Genomic DNA, 17,860 nt, shown 5'->3' with positions numbered 1-17,860 from the left:
GCGGAGCTGGACGGTCAGGTCGAGGCGGTCGCCGGGGAGCGGCAGCCGCATCCGGTAGGTGCCGGCGACGTCGAGGAACGGCGAGACGTAGAAGTCCTTGGCCGTTTCGGCGCGGCCTTCCGCGTCGGTACGCAGCAGGTACGTGTGCCGTCCGCCGTACGTGTTGTGCACCTCGGCGACGACGCAGACGGGCCGGCCGGCCCGGTCGTGGCACCAGTAGAGGGTGAGCGGGTTGAAGACGTGTCCCAGCACGCGCGCGTGGGCGAGCATCAGGACCCGGCCGTCCGCGTCGTGCACGCCGTGCGCGGCCAGGCGGGCGTCGAGCCCGGCCCGGAGGGTGGGGGCGTCACCGTCGAAGTGGTCGGCCGGGTCGAAGCGGGCGAGCGGCCGGAGCGGACGCGGCAGGACCGGCAGGTCGTCGAGGTCGACCAGCCACATGTACGTGCGGTGCTGGAGCCTGTGCCGGAGCGGGGTGACGCGGGTGTGCGTGATCTCCGCCTCGTACAGGGACGGCACGAGGGGCGGTCTCGGGGCAGCGGTCTTCACGTCCTGGCTCCCAGGTGGCGGGCGGCCTCGACACCCGAGCGGCAGCCGTCCTCGTGGAAGCCCCAGCCGTGGTAGGCGCCGGCGTAGACGGTGACGGACGTGCGCAGGGTCGGCAGGAGCCGCTGGGCGGCCACCGACTCCGGGGTGTAGACGGGGTGTTCGTACGTCATGCGGGCCAGCACGGTCGAGGGGTCGACGCGGTCGCCGGGGTTGAGGGTGACGACGTGCGGCTCGCCGGTGCGGAGCCGCTGGAGCCGGTTCATGTCGTAGCTGACCCGGACGGAGCCCGGGCGGGCGGTGCAGGACGGCAAGAGGTAGTTCCAGGAGGCACGGGCGTGGGGCGACCGCGGCAGCAGGCTCGTGTCGCGGTGCAGGACGGTCGGGTTGTGGGAGTAGGTGAACGCGCCGAGGACCCGCCGTTCCTGTTCGGTGGGGTCGGCGAGCAGCCTCAGAGCCTGGTCGGGGTGGACCGCGAGCACGACGGCGGCGTGTTCGACCGACTCGCCGTCCTCGGTGAGGACCGTGGCACGGTCGTCACCCCGGACCACGGCGCGCACCGGGGTGGCGGTCCGCACGGAGGGGATCGACTTGGCGAGGCGTTCGACGTAGGCCGCGGATCCGCCGGTGACGGTCTTCCACTGGGGGGATCCGGTCACCGACAGGAGCCCGTGGTGGTGGAGGAAGCGGAAGAGGTACACGGCGGGGTACCGCAGGGCCGTGTCGGGGGCGCAGGACCAGACGGAGGAGACGAGGGGGATCGCGAAGTGGCTGACGAAGTGGGCGGAGAAGCGGCGGGCTTTGAGGAAGTCGCCGAAGGTGAGGGTCATGTCGTCGGCGGCGAGCAGGCCGCGGGCGGCACGGTGGAACCTGGGGACGTGGGCGAGCGTCAGCAGGTGCCTGCGCCGGCGGACGTTGCCGCCGCCGAGCAGGCCGCGGAGACCTCGCGCGCCCGCGTACTCCAGGCCGCAGCCGTCGCAGCGCACGGACATGCTCATCTCGGCGTCCTGGGTGGCGACGCCCAACTCACGGAAGAGGCGCAGGAGCTGGGGGTAGGTGTGCTCGTTGTGGACGATGAAGCCGGTGTCGACGTGGAGCGTCCCACCCTCGGCGGCGGGCAGTTCGTGGGTGTGCGCGTGGCCGCCGAGCCGGTCGTCCGACTCGTACAGCACCACGTCGTGCGTGCGGGACAGGTAGTGGGCGGCGGTGAGGCCTGCCACCCCCGCTCCCACCACGGCGACGCTGCGTCCGTTCATCGTTTCCCATCCCCTTTGTGCGGCGCCCTCGTGCGGGGGCGGCGTGTCGTGTGCTGTGCCCGGTTGTCCGGCCGTCGGGCCGTCGGGCCGTGTGGTTGTTCGGAGCCGTCGGCCGGCCGGACGGGTCGGATCGCGAACGGATCCGGGACCGGATCGACGGTGATCGACGACCGGATCGACCGGGCGATCAGGCGGATGCTCCGGTGGGCCGGCCATGGCGGGTCGGTCAGCGGCCTACGCCGGCGCCGGCCAGTTCGAGGCTGCGCCGCATGCGCTGGAGGCCGCGGCGGGCGTGGCTCTTGACCGTGCCGAGCGGCAGGCCGGTGCGGTCGGCGATCTGCGTCTGTGTCAGGTCCCCGAAGAAGGCGAGCTCCAGGACGTCGCGCTGGACGTGGGGCAGCCGGGACAGCTCCCGGGTGACGACCAACCGGTCGAGGACCCGCTCGGGTTCCTCGTGCGCCCGGCTCTCGTGCTCCAGGGAGGCGCCGAGGCTGGCCGCGAGTTCGGTCCGCCGCGTGCGGGCGGTCAGGGCGTCGGCGATCTTCCGGCGGGTGATGCCGGTGAGCCAGGCCGGCAGGGTTCCCCGGTCGGGACGGAAGTTCGCGCGGCCCCGCCAGGCGGCGACGAACACCTGCTGGGTGACGTCCTCCGCCTCGCGGTGGTCGCCCAGGGCGCGGGCCGCGAGCGTGTGAACCAGGCGGCCCCAGCGCTGGTAGGCGACGGCCAGACACTGCTCGTCGCCGCCGACCAGGCCCTGGGCGATACGGTCGTCGGTGGCGTCAGCGACGGCCGTGGCCGCGGTCGGCTCGGTACGGGCGGTGGCGGTATCCACGGTGACGGCTGCCGTGGACGGGGCGGCGGCAGGGGCTCCGGTCGGCCGGTGTGCGGTCATGGCGCTTCCTCCTCCAGGCGGTGGCTCGGGGGTGCACCGGGGGTGCCGCATGCGCTTCCCGAGCGGCGACTCCGGGACCTCGATGACCCCGTGCGCTTCACATTCCGCCCGGCACCTCCCCGCCCACAACTCGCATCGTTTTCGCATCGGAAAGTTCCTTGTATCGATGCAAGCGAGGAACACCGCAGGTCAGGTGGTGCCGCGAAGCCCCCTGAAGCAGGCCGGCGAGGATGACCAGGATGATCGCGAGCACGACGGGGACGACGAGGTTCCTGTCCCGCTCGGCCGTCACCTGGGGGTCGTACTTCTGGGCGGTGGACCCACCGACGAGGGCGTCGGCGCCGGGGACCGCGTGGAGGGTGGCGCGCAGAACGACGACGGCGTCGCTGTCCGCGGCGTCCGCGAGGGTGACGTCGATCCGGACGCGGCCGTCGGCGACGAGCGGCCGACCGGATCCGGGGGCGGCGAAGAGCGTCGCGGAGTCGACGCCCTCGACGGCCGCCGCGGCCGTCCGCACCTTCTCCGCGGCATCGCCATCGGCGTCGGCGATGACGACGGCGGGGTTGCCCGCGCCGCCCGGGAAGTGCTCGCTCAGGTGCTCTTGGGCGGCGACGGAGGGGCTTCCTTGACGAAGACCTCGTCGAACGGGACGCCCGGGGCGGACTCGCAGATGACCGCACGACACCCACGCGACCGCACGGGCCGGGCCCGATGATGCACGAGGACGGACGAGGCATGGGGACAGACGAGGGGTGACGGACACGCACTGGCTCTTCGGGGACCAGCGCGGGCCCTCCTTCCTGAAACCCGGCGACCGCATACCGTCTCGAACGCCGTGCACCGCCGGGTCGACGAGGTCGCGCTGGGAATCTCGTACGGCGCGAATGAAGGGGGAAGCGGTGTGGATGACGATCCGACGCCCTTGCACGGCTTCCTGGTAGGAGCCCTTCATGCATCAGGTCCGATACGAAGGGACGCAGGGTGCCGGGCGAGGTGTCGGCAGCCTCGAGAAGATGCCGCACCTCGGCGGTGTTGTCCGGGTCGCGGGCAGCCGCATGGACGGTGACCCCGGCGTCGAGGAGGTCTTTCACGATCCAGCCTGCGACGTACCCTGCAGCGCCGGTGACGACCGGCGTGCTCGTGCCGACGGGCAGGTCGCCAGGGCCGGCCTGGATGTCCATGAGATTCCTTCATCCGCACCCGTGCGGGAGGGTATGAACCCGGCCGGCCGCCTTCAGGACTCACGCCAGTCGCCGACGCGTCCCTCTTCCCCGAGCGGCAGCGTGTCCCTCGGCTTCGACAGACAGGACGAAACGGGGTGCCGTCCCTCAAGTAGCGGCTTTCGCCGAGGAGGCAGAGGGTAGGCGTGCGTACGCGACGACGAAAGGCAGAGCGATGACCGAGGTCCGACCCGCGACGACGACCGACTCCGGCGCCCCGGTGGAGAGCGACGAGCATTCGCTCACCGTGGGACCGGGTGGGCCGATCCTCCTCCAGGACGCCTACCTGATCGAGCAGATGGCGCAGTTCAACCGGGAGCGGATCCCGGAACGCCAGCCGCACGCCAAGGGCAGCGGCGCGTTCGGCCACTTCGAGGTCACCCACGACGTCAGCCGGTACACCAAGGCCGCGCTGTTCCAGCCCGGGGCCCGTACCGATCTGGTCGCCCGCTTCTCCACGGTCGCCGGTGAGCGCGGCAGCCCGGACACCTGGCGGGACCCGCGTGGCTTCGCGGTGAAGTTCTACACGTCCGAGGGCAACTACGACATGGTCGGCAACAACACTCCGGTGTTCTTCGTCAAGGATCCGATGAAGTTCCAGCACTTCATCCGGTCCCAGAAGCGCCGGGCCGACAGCAATCTGCGTGATCACGACATGCAATGGGACTTCTGGACCCTGTCGCCCGAGTCCGCGCACCAGGTGACCTGGCTGATGGGCGACCGGGGCGTCCCCCGGACCTGGCGTCACATGAACGGCTACACCTCGCACACGTACATGTGGATCAACGCGTCCGGTGAGCGCTTCTGGGTGAAGTACCACTTCAAGACCGACCAAGGCGTCGAGTTCTTCACCCAGGACGAGGCCGATCGCATGGCGGGGGCCGACACGGACTTCCACATGCGGGACCTGTTCGAGCACATCCGGGACGGCGACTTCCCGTCCTGGACGCTGCACGTGCAGGTGATGCCGTACGAGGACGCCGCCGGGTACCGGTTCAACCCGTTCGACCTCACCAAGGTCTGGCCGCACGGCGACTACCCGCTCGTCCCCGTGGGCCGGATGACGCTGGACCGCAACCCGACCGACAACCACGCCGAGATCGAGCAGGCCGCGTTCCAGCCGAACAACTTCGTCCCCGGCATCGGACCGAGCCCCGACCGGATGCTGCTGGCCAGGCTCTTCTCGTACGCGGACGCCCACCGGGCCCGACTCGGCACCAACTACCAGCAGCTCCCCGTGAACGCGCCCGTCGTCGACGTCCACACGTACTCCAAGGACGGGGCGATGGCGTACCGGAAGACGTCCGATCCGGTGTACGCGCCGAACTCCAAGGGCGGACCGGCGGCGGACACCGAGCGCTACGGAAGTCCGCCGAGCTGGACCGCTGACGGTGAGATCACCCGGTCGGCGTACGTCTCGCACCCGGAGGACGACGACTGGGGGCAGCCCGGCACCCTCGTGCGCGAGGTCCTGGACGACGCGGCCCGCGACCGCCTCGTCGACAACGTGGTCGGTCACCTCCTCGACGGAGTGAGCGAGCCGGTTCTGGAGCGTGCCTTCGCCTACTGGACGAACATCGACGCGGACCTCGGCAAGCGCATCGCCGAAGGCGTCCGCGCCAAGCAGGGCTCATAGGCCCCAGGAGAAGACACCGGCTCGGGCGGACGGGCCTGGGCCGGCGGCCGGTAGGTACGGCCGTTCAGCCGCGAGGCGACCGGTTCAAGGGGGTCGCTGGTTCACCTGCGGCCGCCGACGACAAAGTGCCCGACGGGTGAATCACCTGGCGGCCAAGGTGCTCGTTTCCGTCTGGCTCGTCGGCGGACAGGCCGATGGCTGCGAGTCCTCGGCCTGTCCCAGAGTGCTCAGGACTGCTTGGCGGGTAGGCCGAAGCAGGACCGCGGGATCGGGGTGCCGCACGGCCAGGCCGAGGCCGGTGCAGAAAACGAGTGTGGCCCGGTCGCGGGTCACGCCTTCGTCGTGCACCGCCCCAGGTCTGGGGAGGCTCCGTGCGATGGCCTCGAGAAGTGCGTTGGGCTCTGTCAGTTCTGTCGATGTGAGCAGAGCAGGGAGCGCTGGATGTTCCTGCGCCAGGAGCATAGGGACGACAGCCGATGCACCTGCAGGGTGAGGTGGTGCCCCACCCCAGGGTGGTCGGGCGACTCCCGCTGCCAGAAGAACTCGGCCATGCCGTAGTCGCGCCACATGCCGTGGCCGTCGAGGGAGTTTTCGGCGAAGTCGGTCCCGAGGACGGCTGTGACCTGGTCGGGGCCGTCCGTCGGCCTGGCGCCGAGAACCGTTCCGGACGTGATCACATCGAGGTGGAAGGCAAGGGGGTGCGGAGTCAACGGGGCTTTCCTCGAAGGGCTTTCCTCGCCGGTCAGGAGGCGGCCGGCGCCCGCGGGCTCCCCCCAGCACAGATCAGGACTCGTCGCCCAGGCCTCGGTCGGGTGCGCTCATGTCTCCTGTGGCGGGCGTGCCCTCGGCACGACCGTAGCGCAGGTGCACGGTGCCTTTGGGGCTGGCCTCCGGCGGCTCCAGGAGCGTGACGTTGGTGGGCACCGCGCCGTCCTCGAACACCTTCTTGCCGACGCCGAGCACGACAGGGTGCAGCCAGAGGTCCAGGCGGTCGAAGAGCTTCTCGTGCAGGAGGGTCTGCACCAGGTTCAGGCTGCCGACGACCGTCACCCGCTCATGCCGCTCGCGGATCCCGCGCACCGCGCCGGGCAGGTCCGGGCCGAGCTGCTCGGAGCCGGCCCAGGGCAGGTCGGGCTTGCCACGGGAGGCCACGTACTTCGGGATGCGGTTGAAGAGCCTGCCGAAGTGGTCGTCCTGCTGCGGCCAGTACGAGGCGAAGATGTCGTACGTGCGCCGGCCGAGCAGGAGGGCGTCCGTGCCCTCGTACGCCGCCTGGATCTGGGCGCCCGTGGCCTCGTCGATCAGGGGCGCCTGCCAGCCGCCGAAGGGGAACCCCTCGGGGTCCTCGTCGGGACCGCCGGGCGCCTGCCCGACGAGGTCGAGGGTCGAGAACATGGCGATGTGGATGAGGCCCATGGCGTGCTCCTGATGCGTCGAACGGTCTCGTCAAGAGGTAGACCCGGAGACGGCCGCGGAATCATCGCCGCGAAGCCGGTTCACCCGTTCGGACGAACCCGGACGCGGACACGAACCCGGCCCCGGGCTCCGTTTCGAAGGTGCCGTTCTCGATCAGATCGGTCCGCACGGCACGCGAGGCGCCCGGCCCCTGCGAACTCGCGGTCGCGGTCGGGCCGAACAGCGGCAGGGCCAGGGCCGTGGCCACAGCGGCGACAATCGTGAGCCGACCAACCGTACGACGACACCGCGGCGTCGGGAGAGAGCACACGGCGGAGTCCGAGCTCCGCGGGAGAGAATTCGCCATCTCGCCCCGGGGCCCATCCGACGATTCGCGTCGGATCAGGCCGGGCGGGTCGGACCCGATGGGTGGCGCTTCGTTACGTCGGGTGATCTCGCCTGGTGGTGGGCATCTCCTGGCTATGGGGCTGGAGGAGGCGGAACGGCTCCGGGGTGAGTTGTCGGAGTTCGTTGCCGATGTGTTCGCCTCGCTTCCGCGGCGGGATCAGCGGCGGTGAGGCGGGGGTTGTCTGCGGGGTGTGATGCCGGACGGCCGGCGGAAGTCGATCCAGCCGATGGCCGAGCAGCTGCCGGACGGGAACATGCAGGACCTGCAGCAGTTCGTGAACCAGTCGCCGTGGGATCCGCTGCCGGTGCGGCGGCGGATCGCCGGGCGATCGAGCGAAGCGATCACGCCTGAGGTGTGGGTGATCGACGATGTGTCGTTTCCCAAGTGCGGCACCCGGTCGGCCGGGGTGGCCCGTCAGTACTGCGGAGCATTGGGCAAGCGGGCGAACTGCCAGGTCGCGGTCAGCGTCCATGCGGCGACCGACACCGCCTCGTGCCCGTTGGACTGGCAGCTCTATCTGCCCCGGGAGTGGACCGACGACGCGGCCCGCTGCCGGGCGGCCGGGGCCCCGCCGACGCCGGCCACCGGGAGAAATGGCGCCTGGCGCTCGGCCTGCTCGACGCGCTCGCCGACTGGAAGCCCACATCTCCGCCGGTCGTGGCGGACGCGGGATACGGAGCGAGCACGCCCTTCCGTCTGGCCCCGGAGGAGCGGGCCCTGCCCGATCTCGTTGCCGACGTGCCGGCTTCCAGGTTCTGCGAGGTCCTCTGGCGTGAAGGCAGCAAGGGGCCGATGACCTCACGGTTTACGGTGCTGCGGGTGCGGCCGGCGGGCAAACGGGCCCTGCGGGCCGCCCAGGAATCCGGAGGAGGGCACTACCAGTGGGACGGAGTGCTGCCGGTCCGGACCGTGCTGGACGACGTGCCCACCTTCGCCGCCACGTCCAGCTCTCACGACGCCGAGATCTCGGTCGGCCGGCAGAAAATTCTCGTTCCGCGAGGACGGCACCGTCATGGCCCTGAGCATCCTGCCCGTCCGCAGAAGAAGCATGCTCTGCCCCACCCCGGGCACCGGCGCCACTCATCCGCGAACCGGAGCTGTCCGCAGTACTGGGCCGCCGAGGACCACGCGGCCTGGTCAGCCCGCCTCCTCGCCGGCGAGACCGCCTTCGTCGCACCGACCGGCCGGGAGGGCGGGACGATCGCCCGGGTCGCCTTTCGCCGTCCTGAGACGGGACTGCAGTTTGTCGAGGATCCCCGATCTCCTGGCGGCGCCCTCGGGCCGGGGTGCGGGGTCGATGAGATGCGGGCGTCGTGCCCTCCGGGCAGAGTGGGGAAGGACCGGTTCGTACCGAGGTGGTCCCCTGGGGTTCCGCGTGCTGGAGACGGTACAGAGTGATGCGAGGATTGTCGTGACGTCGGAGTGATCGATGTTCCGCAGACGGCCGGCCGACAACAGCGAGGACCTTCTGGTCCGGCTCGGGACGCTGACCGCCATGGCTCGGGAGCTGGCCGAGACGCAGCGTTCCCGTGTCGAGCTCGCCGTGGCCCTGCAGCGCGGCATGCTGCCCTCCGACCTGCCCAGTGTCCCGGGCGCCCGGCTGGCCGTCCGCTATGAGCCCGCCAACCACGGGCTCAACGTCGGCGGTGACTGGTACGACGCCTTCTCCCTGCCCGGCGGGCAGATCGGCATGTCCATCGGTGACGTGCAGGGGCACAACATCGAGGCCGCCGCCTTCATGGGACAGGTCCGCGTGGCACTGCGCGCCCTGGCCTCCGTCACCAGAGACCCGGGAGAGCTGCTCGGTCGTACCAACGACCTGCTGATCTCTCTGGGCGCCGACCTCTTCGCCACCTGCACCTTCCTGCGGCTCGACCCCGCTGCCGGCACCCTGGAGTGCGCCCGGGCCGGTCACATCCCCCACATCTGGGCCACCGCCGACGGCCGCTCCGGCATCGACGACAGCGAGGGCGGGCCTCCGCTCGGTGTGCTGCGCGACGTCGACTACCCGGCCACGCGCCACCGGCTCACGGCCGACGGTGTCTTCGTCCTCCTGACCGACGGGGTGGTGGAGGGGCCCTCGCTCCACATCGACGAGGGTCTGGACCGGGTGACGCGGCTCGCCGGGATCACCGCCGTCGCCGGGATGGACGTCGACGCGCTCGCCACCGCCGTCATGAAGCTGGCGGCCACGGTGGGGCACGAGGACGACGCGGCCGTCCTGGTCGTCGGCCATGACGGCGGTCCGGGCCGGTCGACGGTCGAGGGGTGAAGGGGGCTCGCCCCGGGTCGGCCCGCCCCGGTTCGGGTCAGACCTCGGGCCGGTCCGGACTCCAGCCGGTCCGGACTCGTGCCGTACGGCGGCGCCCGACACGCAGGGGTCCTTGCCCGGTCGTGGCGGCCCGGCCGGTGTCTGATGGCTGGCGTGTTGGATATTCGGCAGTTCCGGCCCATTACCGAGGCGGCGCTGATTTCGCTGGCCGTGGCGGTTTGCTACTACGCGGCCGGACGGCTCGGCCTCCTGGGCCGCCTCGTCGTCGAAGACGTGGTGGCCACCCCCATCTGGCCGCCCACAGGCGTCGCCGTCGCCGCCCTGCTGCTGTTCGGCACGCGGGTCTGGCCCGGGATCGCCCTCGGCTCCTTCCTCGTCATCGCCTCCCTCACCACCCCAGGGCCCACCACAGTGGTCACCGTGATGAGCAACACCGCCGCGCCGCTCTGCGCCTTCCTGCTGCTCAGACGGGTCGGCTTCCGGCGTGACGTGGCGCGGCTGCGCGACGGACTCTCGCTGGTCTTCCTCGGCGGGTTCGGCGCCATGCTGATCAGCGCGACCGCGGGGGTCGGACTGCAGGTGGTGACGGGCTCCCTGGACAGGAGCGAGTTCTGGGCCGTGTGGCTGGCCTGGTGGGCGGGCGACACGATGGGGGTTCTGCTCGTCGCTCCGCTCCTGCTCGTACTCGCGGGGCCGGCCGCACGGTTCCGGGGACGGCGCTGGAAGGAGGCGGCCTTCCTGGGGCTGACGAGCCTGGTTGTCGTCCCCCTGGCCGTGCTCAGCCCGATGAGCCTGCTCTTCCTCGTCTTCCCCCTGCTGGTCTGGGCAGCGCTCCGCTTCCAGCTCGTCGGCAGCGTGCTGTGTGCGCTCTTCGCGTCCGTATGCGCCACCTTCGAGGCGACCTCCGAGCGGGGCGCGTTCTCCCACCTGTCGGACGTCGAGATCATGGTCAAACTCCAGACGTTCAACGGTTCCACCGCCCTGACCGCCCTCCTCCTCGCCTCCGTCATCACCGAGCAGCGTGCGACCCGCCGTTCGGTGCGCCGCGCCTGCGAGGAACTGGCGGAGGTCCTGGAGCACCTCGCGGCGGGCGAGCCCTCCCCGGGTCCCTCCGCCGGGTCCCCGCCCGAGCCCACCGAGAGCCGGGCAGCCCCACGCGGCGGACACCGGGATCCGTGACCCTCCGCGTCCGCGACGGATCCGCTCAGCGGTGGCTGCGGACCGGGGTTTCCTGGCGGGGTCTCCCCGAACGGTACGGGGGGTCGCCCGCTGGGAAGTGGACGGGATCTGGGCGACGTGGCTGGAGCAGCTCCAGGTTCGCGACGACGCGGTGGGCCGCGCGTGCTTCACGGTCCGGGGGTCGTGGTGGTCTGTTCGTCGGTCAGGCGGGCCCTCCAGTCGCTGACGTACGCTTCGGGCAGGGAGGCCAGGCGGGCGATCTCCGCGTCCCCTCGTCCGTCGGACCAGGCCAGGATCCGCGTCACGGTGCGGTTACGTGCGGCGCGGAAGTCCCTGAGCATGCTCTCAAGGCGTTCGACTTCCGCGCCCTCGTGGACGAGTTGCTGCTCGACGGCGGAGCGTTCCGCGCCGCGCAGCCCGCGGAGATAGGCGGTCAGGCCCGTCAGGGCCAGCCCGTGTTCGTGCGCGGCGTTCTGGAACCTTTCGGCCAGGGACGCCAGCACGCAGTCGGGGACGTCGGCGAGGGTGGCTCCGAGGGGCTTGGCCGCCTCCCAGGTGTCCCGCCCGGTCTCCGTCGCCTCCAGCCAGGCGCAGGCGTCTGTCGGAGTACGGTCGCCACAGGCCCGTGCCCGGTAGCCGTACAGGGCGGCGCGGTTGCCGTAGAAGGTGAAGCCGTCCTCGATCCGCTGGTCGACGGCGCGGCAGATCCGCCCCGGTACGCCGCCATAGCCTTTCTGTGGGCTGTAGTCGGCGTAGGCATCGAGTTCCGCGTCCGTGGCCAGGCCCCAGGAGGGTTCACACAGCTCGGGGTTGGCGTCCAGGAAGGCGCCGACCTCGACGCGCCAGGCCGGAACCGGCGTCATGCGCGGTCGGGGCCAGCGGAGTTCCCCGGAGGAGTCGAACGCGGGGGTCGCGGCCTCCTCGATGTCGTCCCACGCGGTGGCCGCCTCGGCCGACCATTCCAGCTCGCCTGCGGGCCCGATCCGGTGGATCGAGTCCACGAGTCGCTGCACGGCGGGCAGGACGCGCACCGCGAGCGCGTGCAGTTCCTCGGCGTTGAAGAAGCGCCACGTGCAGCCGCGCTGTTCGTCGTGACTCAGGTGGCCGAGCAGCTGCACCATGATTCCGGGGTCGGGGACGGCCCCGTCCCCGAGTGCCCTGCGGGGGACGCCGGGGAGCCGACTGCCAGGGGGCTCCTGCGGGGCCCGCCAGTCGGTGTCGCCGAACCAGACGGCGCCGTCGCGGGCGTCCACCGCCAGCCACTGCCGGTAGCCGACTCCCGGGCCATAACGCTGGTCCTGCTGCTCGGCGTTCTCGTCGTGCCAAACGTACTCGGCCGGGGGCGGGTCCAGCGCCGCGGCCATGAAGCCGTCCTCGGGGCGGTAGCCGGTGAGGACGCGCGCCGTTCCGGGCCGGCAGTCGGCTGCGGTCATGAGGGGTTTCCTCTCGATGGAACGTCAACCGCGGCAAACATAGTGCGCTCGTCACACAATAGTTCAACTTTCAGCCACCGCGTCCGGTAGTCGGACACGGTGGGAAGTCCGGCGTACCGGTGGGTCTACGCGCGTGCGACGGCCGTCAAGTTGGCCGCTTTTCACGGAGCCTCCACGATCCGTTCACCCGCACGGCCTCGGGACTCCGTGCTCCTCACGAGAGCGCGGCCAGCGCCTGCGCGGTGAGCATCTCTTCCAGGTCCAGGACGGCGCGCGGGGTGTGCCGGGTGTCGATGCGGACGGCGTAGATGAAGCGGGTCAGCTGCGGCTCGGCCAGGGGGCGGGCCACGACCTGGGTGTGGGCGCGGGGCAGGGCGAGTCGCGGCATGACTGCCACGCACAGCCCCGCCGCCACGAACCCGAGCACGGTGTTGAAGTCGTCCCCCTCGTATTGCAGGCGGGCCTGGAAGCCGGGCGTGTCGGCCATCTGCGAGAGCAGTTCCAGGCGCAGCGCTGCCTCCGGAGCGGCGATCCACGTCTCGGAGGCGAGGCTGGCCAGGTCGATGACCTCCCGGTCGGCCAGACGGTGCCGTGCCGGGACGACGGCCACCACCGGATCCCGTGCGACCAGCGTCCGGCGCAGCATCCGGGGCGGCGGGACGGGGATGAAGTCGTAGTCGTAGCTCAGGGCCAGGTCCATGTCCCCCCGCTTGAGCCGGTTGTAACCGGCCTCGGGCTCCAGCTGGCTGAGGCTGACCTGGACGTGTGGGTAGGCGGCGTGGAGTCGGGCCAGCGCCTGCGGAACGATGCCGGTGGCGGCCGAGGCGAAGGCGCCGAGCCGGATCCGTCCGGCCGTACCGGCGCGCATGGCACCGAGTTCGGCCGAGGCCGCCGCCAGCGCACTGCGGACACCCTGCTCCGCGCCGAGGAGGACTTCGCCGGCCGGTGTGGCGCGCACGGGGCGGCGCTCGAGCACCCTGAGGCCGGCGCGGCGTTCGAGTTCGGCGATCTGCTGGGAGACGGCGGGCGGGCTGTAGCCGAGTTCGCGTGCGGCGGCGCTGAAGGAGCCGTGCCGTACGACGGCTTCGAGGGTGGCGAGCAGGCGGGGGTCGAGTCCGTGCACGGAGTTAAGGCTCACTTATCTGTCGCGAAGATGTGTTTTCTTGTGATTGGAGATGAACGCCAGCAGGATTCTTGCTCGCGGCAAGAAAACGCAAGCCCGCACCCTTGGCCCGCGAACACCCCTCCCCCGCCGTCCCGGTCACCTCCGCCAGTACCACCGCGTCATCCTCGGCAGCCTGCCGTGGCGGGGGCGTTCGGTTCGGCTCCGGCTGTCGCCGGTCACCCCTCATGCCCCGAAAGGAAGTGGTATGCCCCAGCCACCACTCATCGGAATCACCACCTACCTCACCCACGCGCAGTGGGACGAGTGGGACCTTCCCGCCGCAGTGCTGCCCGCGGCCTACGCGGACTGCGTCCGGGCGGCCGGCGGCCGCGCCGTACTGCTGCCGCCGGACGCGCCGCAGGCCGCGGCCGACGTGGTCGAACGTCTGGACGCGATCGTCCTGGCGGGAGGCAAGGATCTCGATCCCGCACTGTACGGGGCCGTGCCCCATCCGCGTACCGGGCCGCCGGTGCGCGAGCGCGACCGGTGGGAGCAGGCCGTGCTGGCCGCCGGCCTGGCCCGCGACATACCCGTGCTCGGGGTGTGCCGGGGAATGCAGCTGATGAACGTACACGAGGGCGGCACCTTGATTCAGCACCTGCCCGACAGCGTGGGCCACGACGGCCACAACCCCGCTCGGGGCCACTTCTGCGCCCACGCCGTGACCTCGGTGCCCGGGACACGGGTCGGCGCCCTGTCGCCGGGGACGCACCAGGTCGCCACGCACCATCATCAGGCGGTGGACCGCCTCGGCGCGGGGCTGATCGTCGCCGCCCGTGCGGCGGACGGCACCGTCGAGGCGATCGAGAGCACCCGGTACCGCTTCGCCGTGGGCCTCCAATGGCACCCGGAGATGGGGATCGACGCGCCGGTCGTGCAGGCCCTGGTGGCCACCGCGGGCTCCGCCGAAGGTACCGGTCCCGCCCGGACGGCCGGACGGAACGCACGCACGGCGCGAAGCGCGCCGGGCCGGATTTTGCCGACACAGGTGTCTTGCACCCCGAGCACACCCCGCAGGATCACAGCGTGAACCTGTCAGACAGCCAGACAGCCGGTCCCCTTCCCCGGCGCGTCAGCGCCATGGAAGCGGTCTTCGGCCACCTGCGCAGCTCCATCGAGCGCGGGCAGTACGTCGTAGGCGACAAGCTGCCCTCCGAAGCCGAGTTGTGCCGCACCCTCGAAGTCAGCCGGCCCGTACTGCGGGAGGCCCTGCGGGCCCTGCAGGCCATGGGTCTGACCGTCTCCAAGAGCGGCAAGGGCACCTTCGTCGTGGCCAACACGGTCGAGGACCCCACCTTCGGCGACTACGCCGCCAGCGACCTGCTGGAGGTGCGCCGGCACGTCGAGATCCCGGTCGCCGGGTACGCCGCACTGCGCCGCACCCCCGAGGACCTGGACCATCTGAGCCATCTGCTGGACCGGATGGAGCAGGAGACCGACACCACCGCGTGGGTGGCGATGGACACCGTCTTCCACCTGGCGGTGGCCGAGGCCTCCCGCAACCCCGTCTTCCGCCGCGTCATCGAGGAGATCCGCGACGCACTGGCGCGTCAGTCGACCTTCCTCAACGAACTGGGCGGCCGGCGCGAGCAGTCCAACTGCGAGCACCGGGCGATCCTGGAGGCGCTGGCCGACGGCAGCGAGCACGACGCGGTGGAAGCCATGTCCCACCACCTGCTCCGGGTCGAGACGACCCTCACCAACATCGTGCGCCCCGAGCGCACACCCACCCCTACGGAAGGCAGACCCGAGGCGTGAGCGAGCAGTTCCTCAAAGACGAGAAGCGCCCCACGACCCGTCACGTCGACGCCGGGGACACCGGCTACAGCAAGTCCTTGAAACCCCGACACGTCAACATGATCGCCATCGGGGGTGCGATCGGCACCGGGCTCTTCCTCGGCGCGGGCGGACGCCTCGCCGACGCCGGTCCCTCCCTGTTCGTCGCCTACGCCGTCTGCGGGGTCTTCGCGTTCCTCGTCGTGCGTGCGCTCGGCGAACTGGTCCTCTACCGGCCGTCCTCCGGCGCGTTCGTCTCCTACGCCCGGGAGTTCCTCGGGGAGAAGGGCGCCTACACCGCGGGCTGGATGTACTTCCTGAACTGGGCGACCACCGGCATCGCCGACATCACCGCCGTCGCCACGTACACCCACTACTGGCGCCTGTTCTCCGACGTCCCCCAGTGGATGATCGCCCTCATAGCCCTGGCCGTGGTCCTCACCGTGAATCTCATCTCGGTGCGGATCTTCGGCGAACTGGAGTTCTGGTTCGCCATCGTCAAGGTCGGTGCCCTGGTCGTCTTCATGGGGATCGGGATCTTCCTCCTGGCGACCCGGCACCCCGTCGACGGCGCCGTCCCAGGGCCGGCCATGATCACCGGCAACGGCGGGATCTTCCCCAACGGCCTGCTGCCCATGCTGCTGATCATCCAGGGCGTCGTCTTCGCCTACGCCTCCGTCGAGCTGGTCGGCGTCACGGCCGGTGAGACCGAGAACCCCGAGAAGATCATGCCCAAGGCCATCAACTCGATCATGTGGCGCGTGGGCCTCTTCTACGTCGGCTCGGTCGTCCTGCTGTCGATGCTGATGCCCTGGAACGGCTACAGCGCCGGCCAGAGCCCGTTCGTGACCGTGCTCTCCCACATCGGCGTCCCCGCGGCCGGCGACGTGATGAACCTGGTCGTCCTCACCGCGGCCATGTCCTCGCTCAACTCCGGCCTCTACTCCACCGGCCGCATCCTGCGCTCGATGGCCGTCAACGGCTCCGCCCCGCGCTTCACCGCCCGCCTCAGCCGCACCCAGGTCCCCTACGGCGGCATCCTCCTCACCAGCGGCATGTGCGTCCTGGGCGTCGGGCTCAACTTCGTGGTCCCCGCGGACGCGTTCGAGATCGTCCTCAACCTCGCCGCGATCGGCATCCTCGCCACCTGGGGCATGATCATGATCTGCCACCTCCTCTTCTGGCGGAAGACCCGCAGCGGCGAACTGACCCGCCCCTCCTACCGCCTGCCCGGCTCCCCGTGGACCGAACTCGTGACGCTGGCCTTCCTCGCCTCCGTCCTGGTCCTCATGTACGCCGACGGAGGGGCCGCACGCACCACCGTGCTGTGCGTGCCGCTGATCGCCGCGGCACTGGTCGCCGGCTGGTACGCGGTACGCGGCCGCGTGGCGCGCGCCGCCGCCGGGAGCGACGGCTGAGCCGGACGCCACCCGTCCTCCTGCGCCGGGGGCGGCCGTCGCCCCCCCCGGTGCCCCACTCCTCCATGGACTGCTCGATGAAGGGGTTGGTTCGTTCCCGGACGCCGTCCAAACCTTGGGCGGTGACGGAAGAGGACCCCCATGCCGGCCTGGTTCCGGAACAGCCGACCGTCCGGTGCCACGCCGGCACGCGGCGGGTCAGGGAGGCGTCCCGGCCGGGGCGTCGTCATCCCGAGACGGAAGCTGGGGCGAGGGCGAGGGCGTCGGGGGATTCGGGGACGGTCTGCCCGCCGTCGACGGTGAGTGTCTGGCCGGTGATGAACGCGGCCTCGTCCGAGGCGAGGGAACCGACGGCGTGCGCGATGTCCGGGGTCTCCCCTAGCCTGCCCAGTGGGATCGGGGCCGCCATCCGGCGCAGGTAGTCCTCGCCCAGCGCGTCCAGACCCTCGGTACGGACGTTCCCCGGGAGCACGGCGTTGACGGTGATGCGCAGGGGGGTCAGCTCCAGGGCCGCGCCCCGCGGGAATCCGGGCTGGCCGGCCTTGCTCGCTCCGTAACGGGACCAGCCCGTGTACCCGGTGGTCGGACCGGTGGCGGAGGAGGTGAGGATGATGCGTCCGTGCCCGGCACGCTCCATCGCGGGCAGGCAGGCCCGCACCGAGAGGATGGAGCCGCGGAGGTTGACCGCAAGGACCTCGTCGATGTCGGCAGCGGTCATCTCGCGCAGCGGCTTCTCGGGGAGGATGTCGGCGTCAGCACACAGATGGCTGGTCTCCGGTCGTCCGCGGAGCGTGATCCCAGGCGGGAGCAAGCGGGTCACCGTCACTGGAATCAGGGGGCGGAGGGAGGCGCTTGAGGTCCGTCGGCCCAACGGGATTCCGTTCCGGTATCGGACGGGTCCGAGGCGCGTTCTGTCGCCCGTTCCGGAACGTGTGAGTCCCCAAGAGCGGTGCCGACGGCCCTCTTGCCAGCGAGTTCGCCCTCTCCCTACCTTTGTGCAGCGAGTCCCCGGCCCAGCGGGTCCACCGGTCCGCGTCGGCCGTTGTCTGCTCCTCAGCGCACGACAAACCTTGGAGGCGTCACATGCCCGCAGCCGTGCTGGATCTTCTGGAAGTCGTTGGACTCCGCGACGCGGGTCCGCTGGAGATCGACGACGAGGCGATCGTGTTCGAGGACGACGACCGCAGCGACCGCGAACACACCGCGTGTCTCGCCGACCCCTGGGTGACCGCCACCACCCGCTTCGCCTGTGACCTGAACTCGTAG

The 17,860-nt window shown here is 71.1% G+C and carries 15 protein-coding genes and 2 pseudogenes; 8 read left to right on the top strand and 9 right to left on the bottom strand.

Features of this window, described 5'->3' with window-relative positions; translation table 11 throughout:
• The 4 genes and pseudogenes from CCN56_RS18220 to CCN56_RS44630 all read right to left on the bottom strand — a co-directional run.
• The coding region (locus tag CCN56_RS18220) for a DUF1365 domain-containing protein (RefSeq protein ID WP_218779423.1) at positions 1–546 on the bottom strand (546 nt) is incomplete at its 3' end.
• A complete protein-coding gene (locus CCN56_RS18215; protein WP_086828134.1) occupies positions 543–1,799 on the bottom strand; it encodes an NAD(P)/FAD-dependent oxidoreductase in 1,257 nt (418 codons plus the stop codon). The genes CCN56_RS18220 and CCN56_RS18215, both read right to left, overlap by 4 nt.
• A gap of 226 nt (positions 1,800–2,025) precedes the next feature.
• On the bottom strand, positions 2,026–2,691 hold the full coding sequence (locus CCN56_RS18210) for a sigma-70 family RNA polymerase sigma factor (protein ID WP_086828132.1): 666 nt from the start codon (positions 2,689–2,691) through the stop codon (positions 2,026–2,028).
• 211 nt (positions 2,692–2,902) lie between these two features.
• Positions 2,903–3,345 (bottom strand): annotated as a pseudogene (locus CCN56_RS44630) (MMPL family transporter); the annotation flags it as partial.
• Between the two features lie 741 nt (positions 3,346–4,086).
• Between CCN56_RS44630 and CCN56_RS18200 the strand changes: the two are divergent.
• Positions 4,087–5,547 (top strand): catalase, encoded by a 1,461-nt coding sequence (locus CCN56_RS18200; protein WP_086828130.1) that lies wholly within the window; start codon positions 4,087–4,089, stop codon positions 5,545–5,547.
• Between the two features lie 404 nt (positions 5,548–5,951).
• On the opposite strand, the gene CCN56_RS18190 is transcribed toward CCN56_RS18200, so the two are convergent.
• Both CCN56_RS18190 and CCN56_RS18185 read right to left on the bottom strand, forming a co-directional pair.
• Complete coding sequence (locus CCN56_RS18190) at positions 5,952–6,257, bottom strand: hypothetical protein (RefSeq protein ID WP_256962025.1); 306 nt, start codon at positions 6,255–6,257, stop codon at positions 5,952–5,954.
• Positions 6,258–6,330: 73 nt separating this feature from the next.
• Positions 6,331–6,963: a dihydrofolate reductase family protein gene (locus CCN56_RS18185; RefSeq protein WP_086828127.1), complete on the bottom strand. Its 633-nt coding sequence runs from the start codon at positions 6,961–6,963 to the stop codon at positions 6,331–6,333.
• A 581-nt stretch (positions 6,964–7,544) separates the two neighbouring features.
• Here CCN56_RS18185 and CCN56_RS45845 point away from each other — a divergent pair.
• From CCN56_RS45845 to CCN56_RS18165, 3 genes and pseudogenes are all read left to right on the top strand, one after another.
• Positions 7,545–8,749: pseudogene (locus tag CCN56_RS45845) on the top strand (IS701 family transposase).
• A 31-nt stretch (positions 8,750–8,780) separates the two neighbouring features.
• Positions 8,781–9,623: a PP2C family protein-serine/threonine phosphatase gene (locus CCN56_RS18170; protein ID WP_086828124.1), complete on the top strand. Its 843-nt coding sequence runs from the start codon at positions 8,781–8,783 to the stop codon at positions 9,621–9,623.
• Between the two features lie 144 nt (positions 9,624–9,767).
• A complete protein-coding gene (locus CCN56_RS18165) occupies positions 9,768–10,802 on the top strand; it encodes an MASE1 domain-containing protein (protein WP_086828122.1) in 1,035 nt (344 codons plus the stop codon).
• A gap of 167 nt (positions 10,803–10,969) precedes the next feature.
• On the opposite strand, the gene CCN56_RS18160 is transcribed toward CCN56_RS18165, so the two are convergent.
• Entirely contained in the window at positions 10,970–12,235 is a 1,266-nt protein-coding gene (locus tag CCN56_RS18160; RefSeq protein WP_086828121.1) for a hypothetical protein, read from the bottom strand.
• A 214-nt stretch (positions 12,236–12,449) separates the two neighbouring features.
• Positions 12,450–13,358, bottom strand: a complete 909-nt coding sequence (locus CCN56_RS18155) for a LysR family transcriptional regulator (protein ID WP_179199890.1) — start codon at positions 13,356–13,358, stop codon at positions 12,450–12,452.
• A gap of 247 nt (positions 13,359–13,605) precedes the next feature.
• Between CCN56_RS18155 and CCN56_RS18150 the strand changes: the two genes are divergently transcribed.
• Genes CCN56_RS18150 through CCN56_RS18140 form a run of 3 tightly spaced genes read left to right on the top strand, consistent with a single transcriptional unit; the run spans position 13,606 to position 16,594 of the window.
• Positions 13,606–14,430 carry a gamma-glutamyl-gamma-aminobutyrate hydrolase family protein gene (locus tag CCN56_RS18150; RefSeq protein ID WP_086828118.1) on the top strand — a complete coding sequence of 275 codons (825 nt, stop codon included), beginning with the start codon at positions 13,606–13,608 and terminating at the stop codon, positions 14,428–14,430.
• A 50-nt stretch (positions 14,431–14,480) separates the two neighbouring features.
• Positions 14,481–15,158, top strand: coding sequence for a FadR/GntR family transcriptional regulator (locus tag CCN56_RS18145; RefSeq protein WP_086828145.1), 678 nt, complete (start codon positions 14,481–14,483; stop codon positions 15,156–15,158).
• Positions 15,155–16,594, top strand: coding sequence for an amino acid permease (locus CCN56_RS18140; protein WP_086828116.1), 1,440 nt, complete (start codon positions 15,155–15,157; stop codon positions 16,592–16,594). The genes CCN56_RS18145 and CCN56_RS18140 overlap by 4 nt, the downstream gene beginning before the upstream one ends.
• Before the next feature lie 226 nt (positions 16,595–16,820).
• Here CCN56_RS18140 and CCN56_RS18135 read toward each other — a convergent pair whose 3' ends face one another.
• Entirely contained in the window at positions 16,821–17,405 is a 585-nt protein-coding gene (locus CCN56_RS18135) for an SDR family oxidoreductase (RefSeq protein WP_256962024.1), read from the bottom strand.
• A 272-nt stretch (positions 17,406–17,677) separates the two neighbouring features.
• Between CCN56_RS18135 and CCN56_RS18130 the strand changes: the two genes are divergently transcribed.
• Positions 17,678–17,860, top strand: coding sequence for an SflA family class IV lanthipeptide (locus CCN56_RS18130; protein ID WP_086828114.1), 183 nt, complete (start codon positions 17,678–17,680; stop codon positions 17,858–17,860).

Source organism: Streptomyces sp. NRRL B-24572 (assembly GCF_002156145.1).
Lineage (GTDB): Bacteria > Actinomycetota > Actinomycetes > Streptomycetales > Streptomycetaceae > Streptomyces > Streptomyces vietnamensis.
Note: the sequence above shows the minus strand (reverse complement) of the source record. Positions and strands in the feature narration are given on the sequence as shown.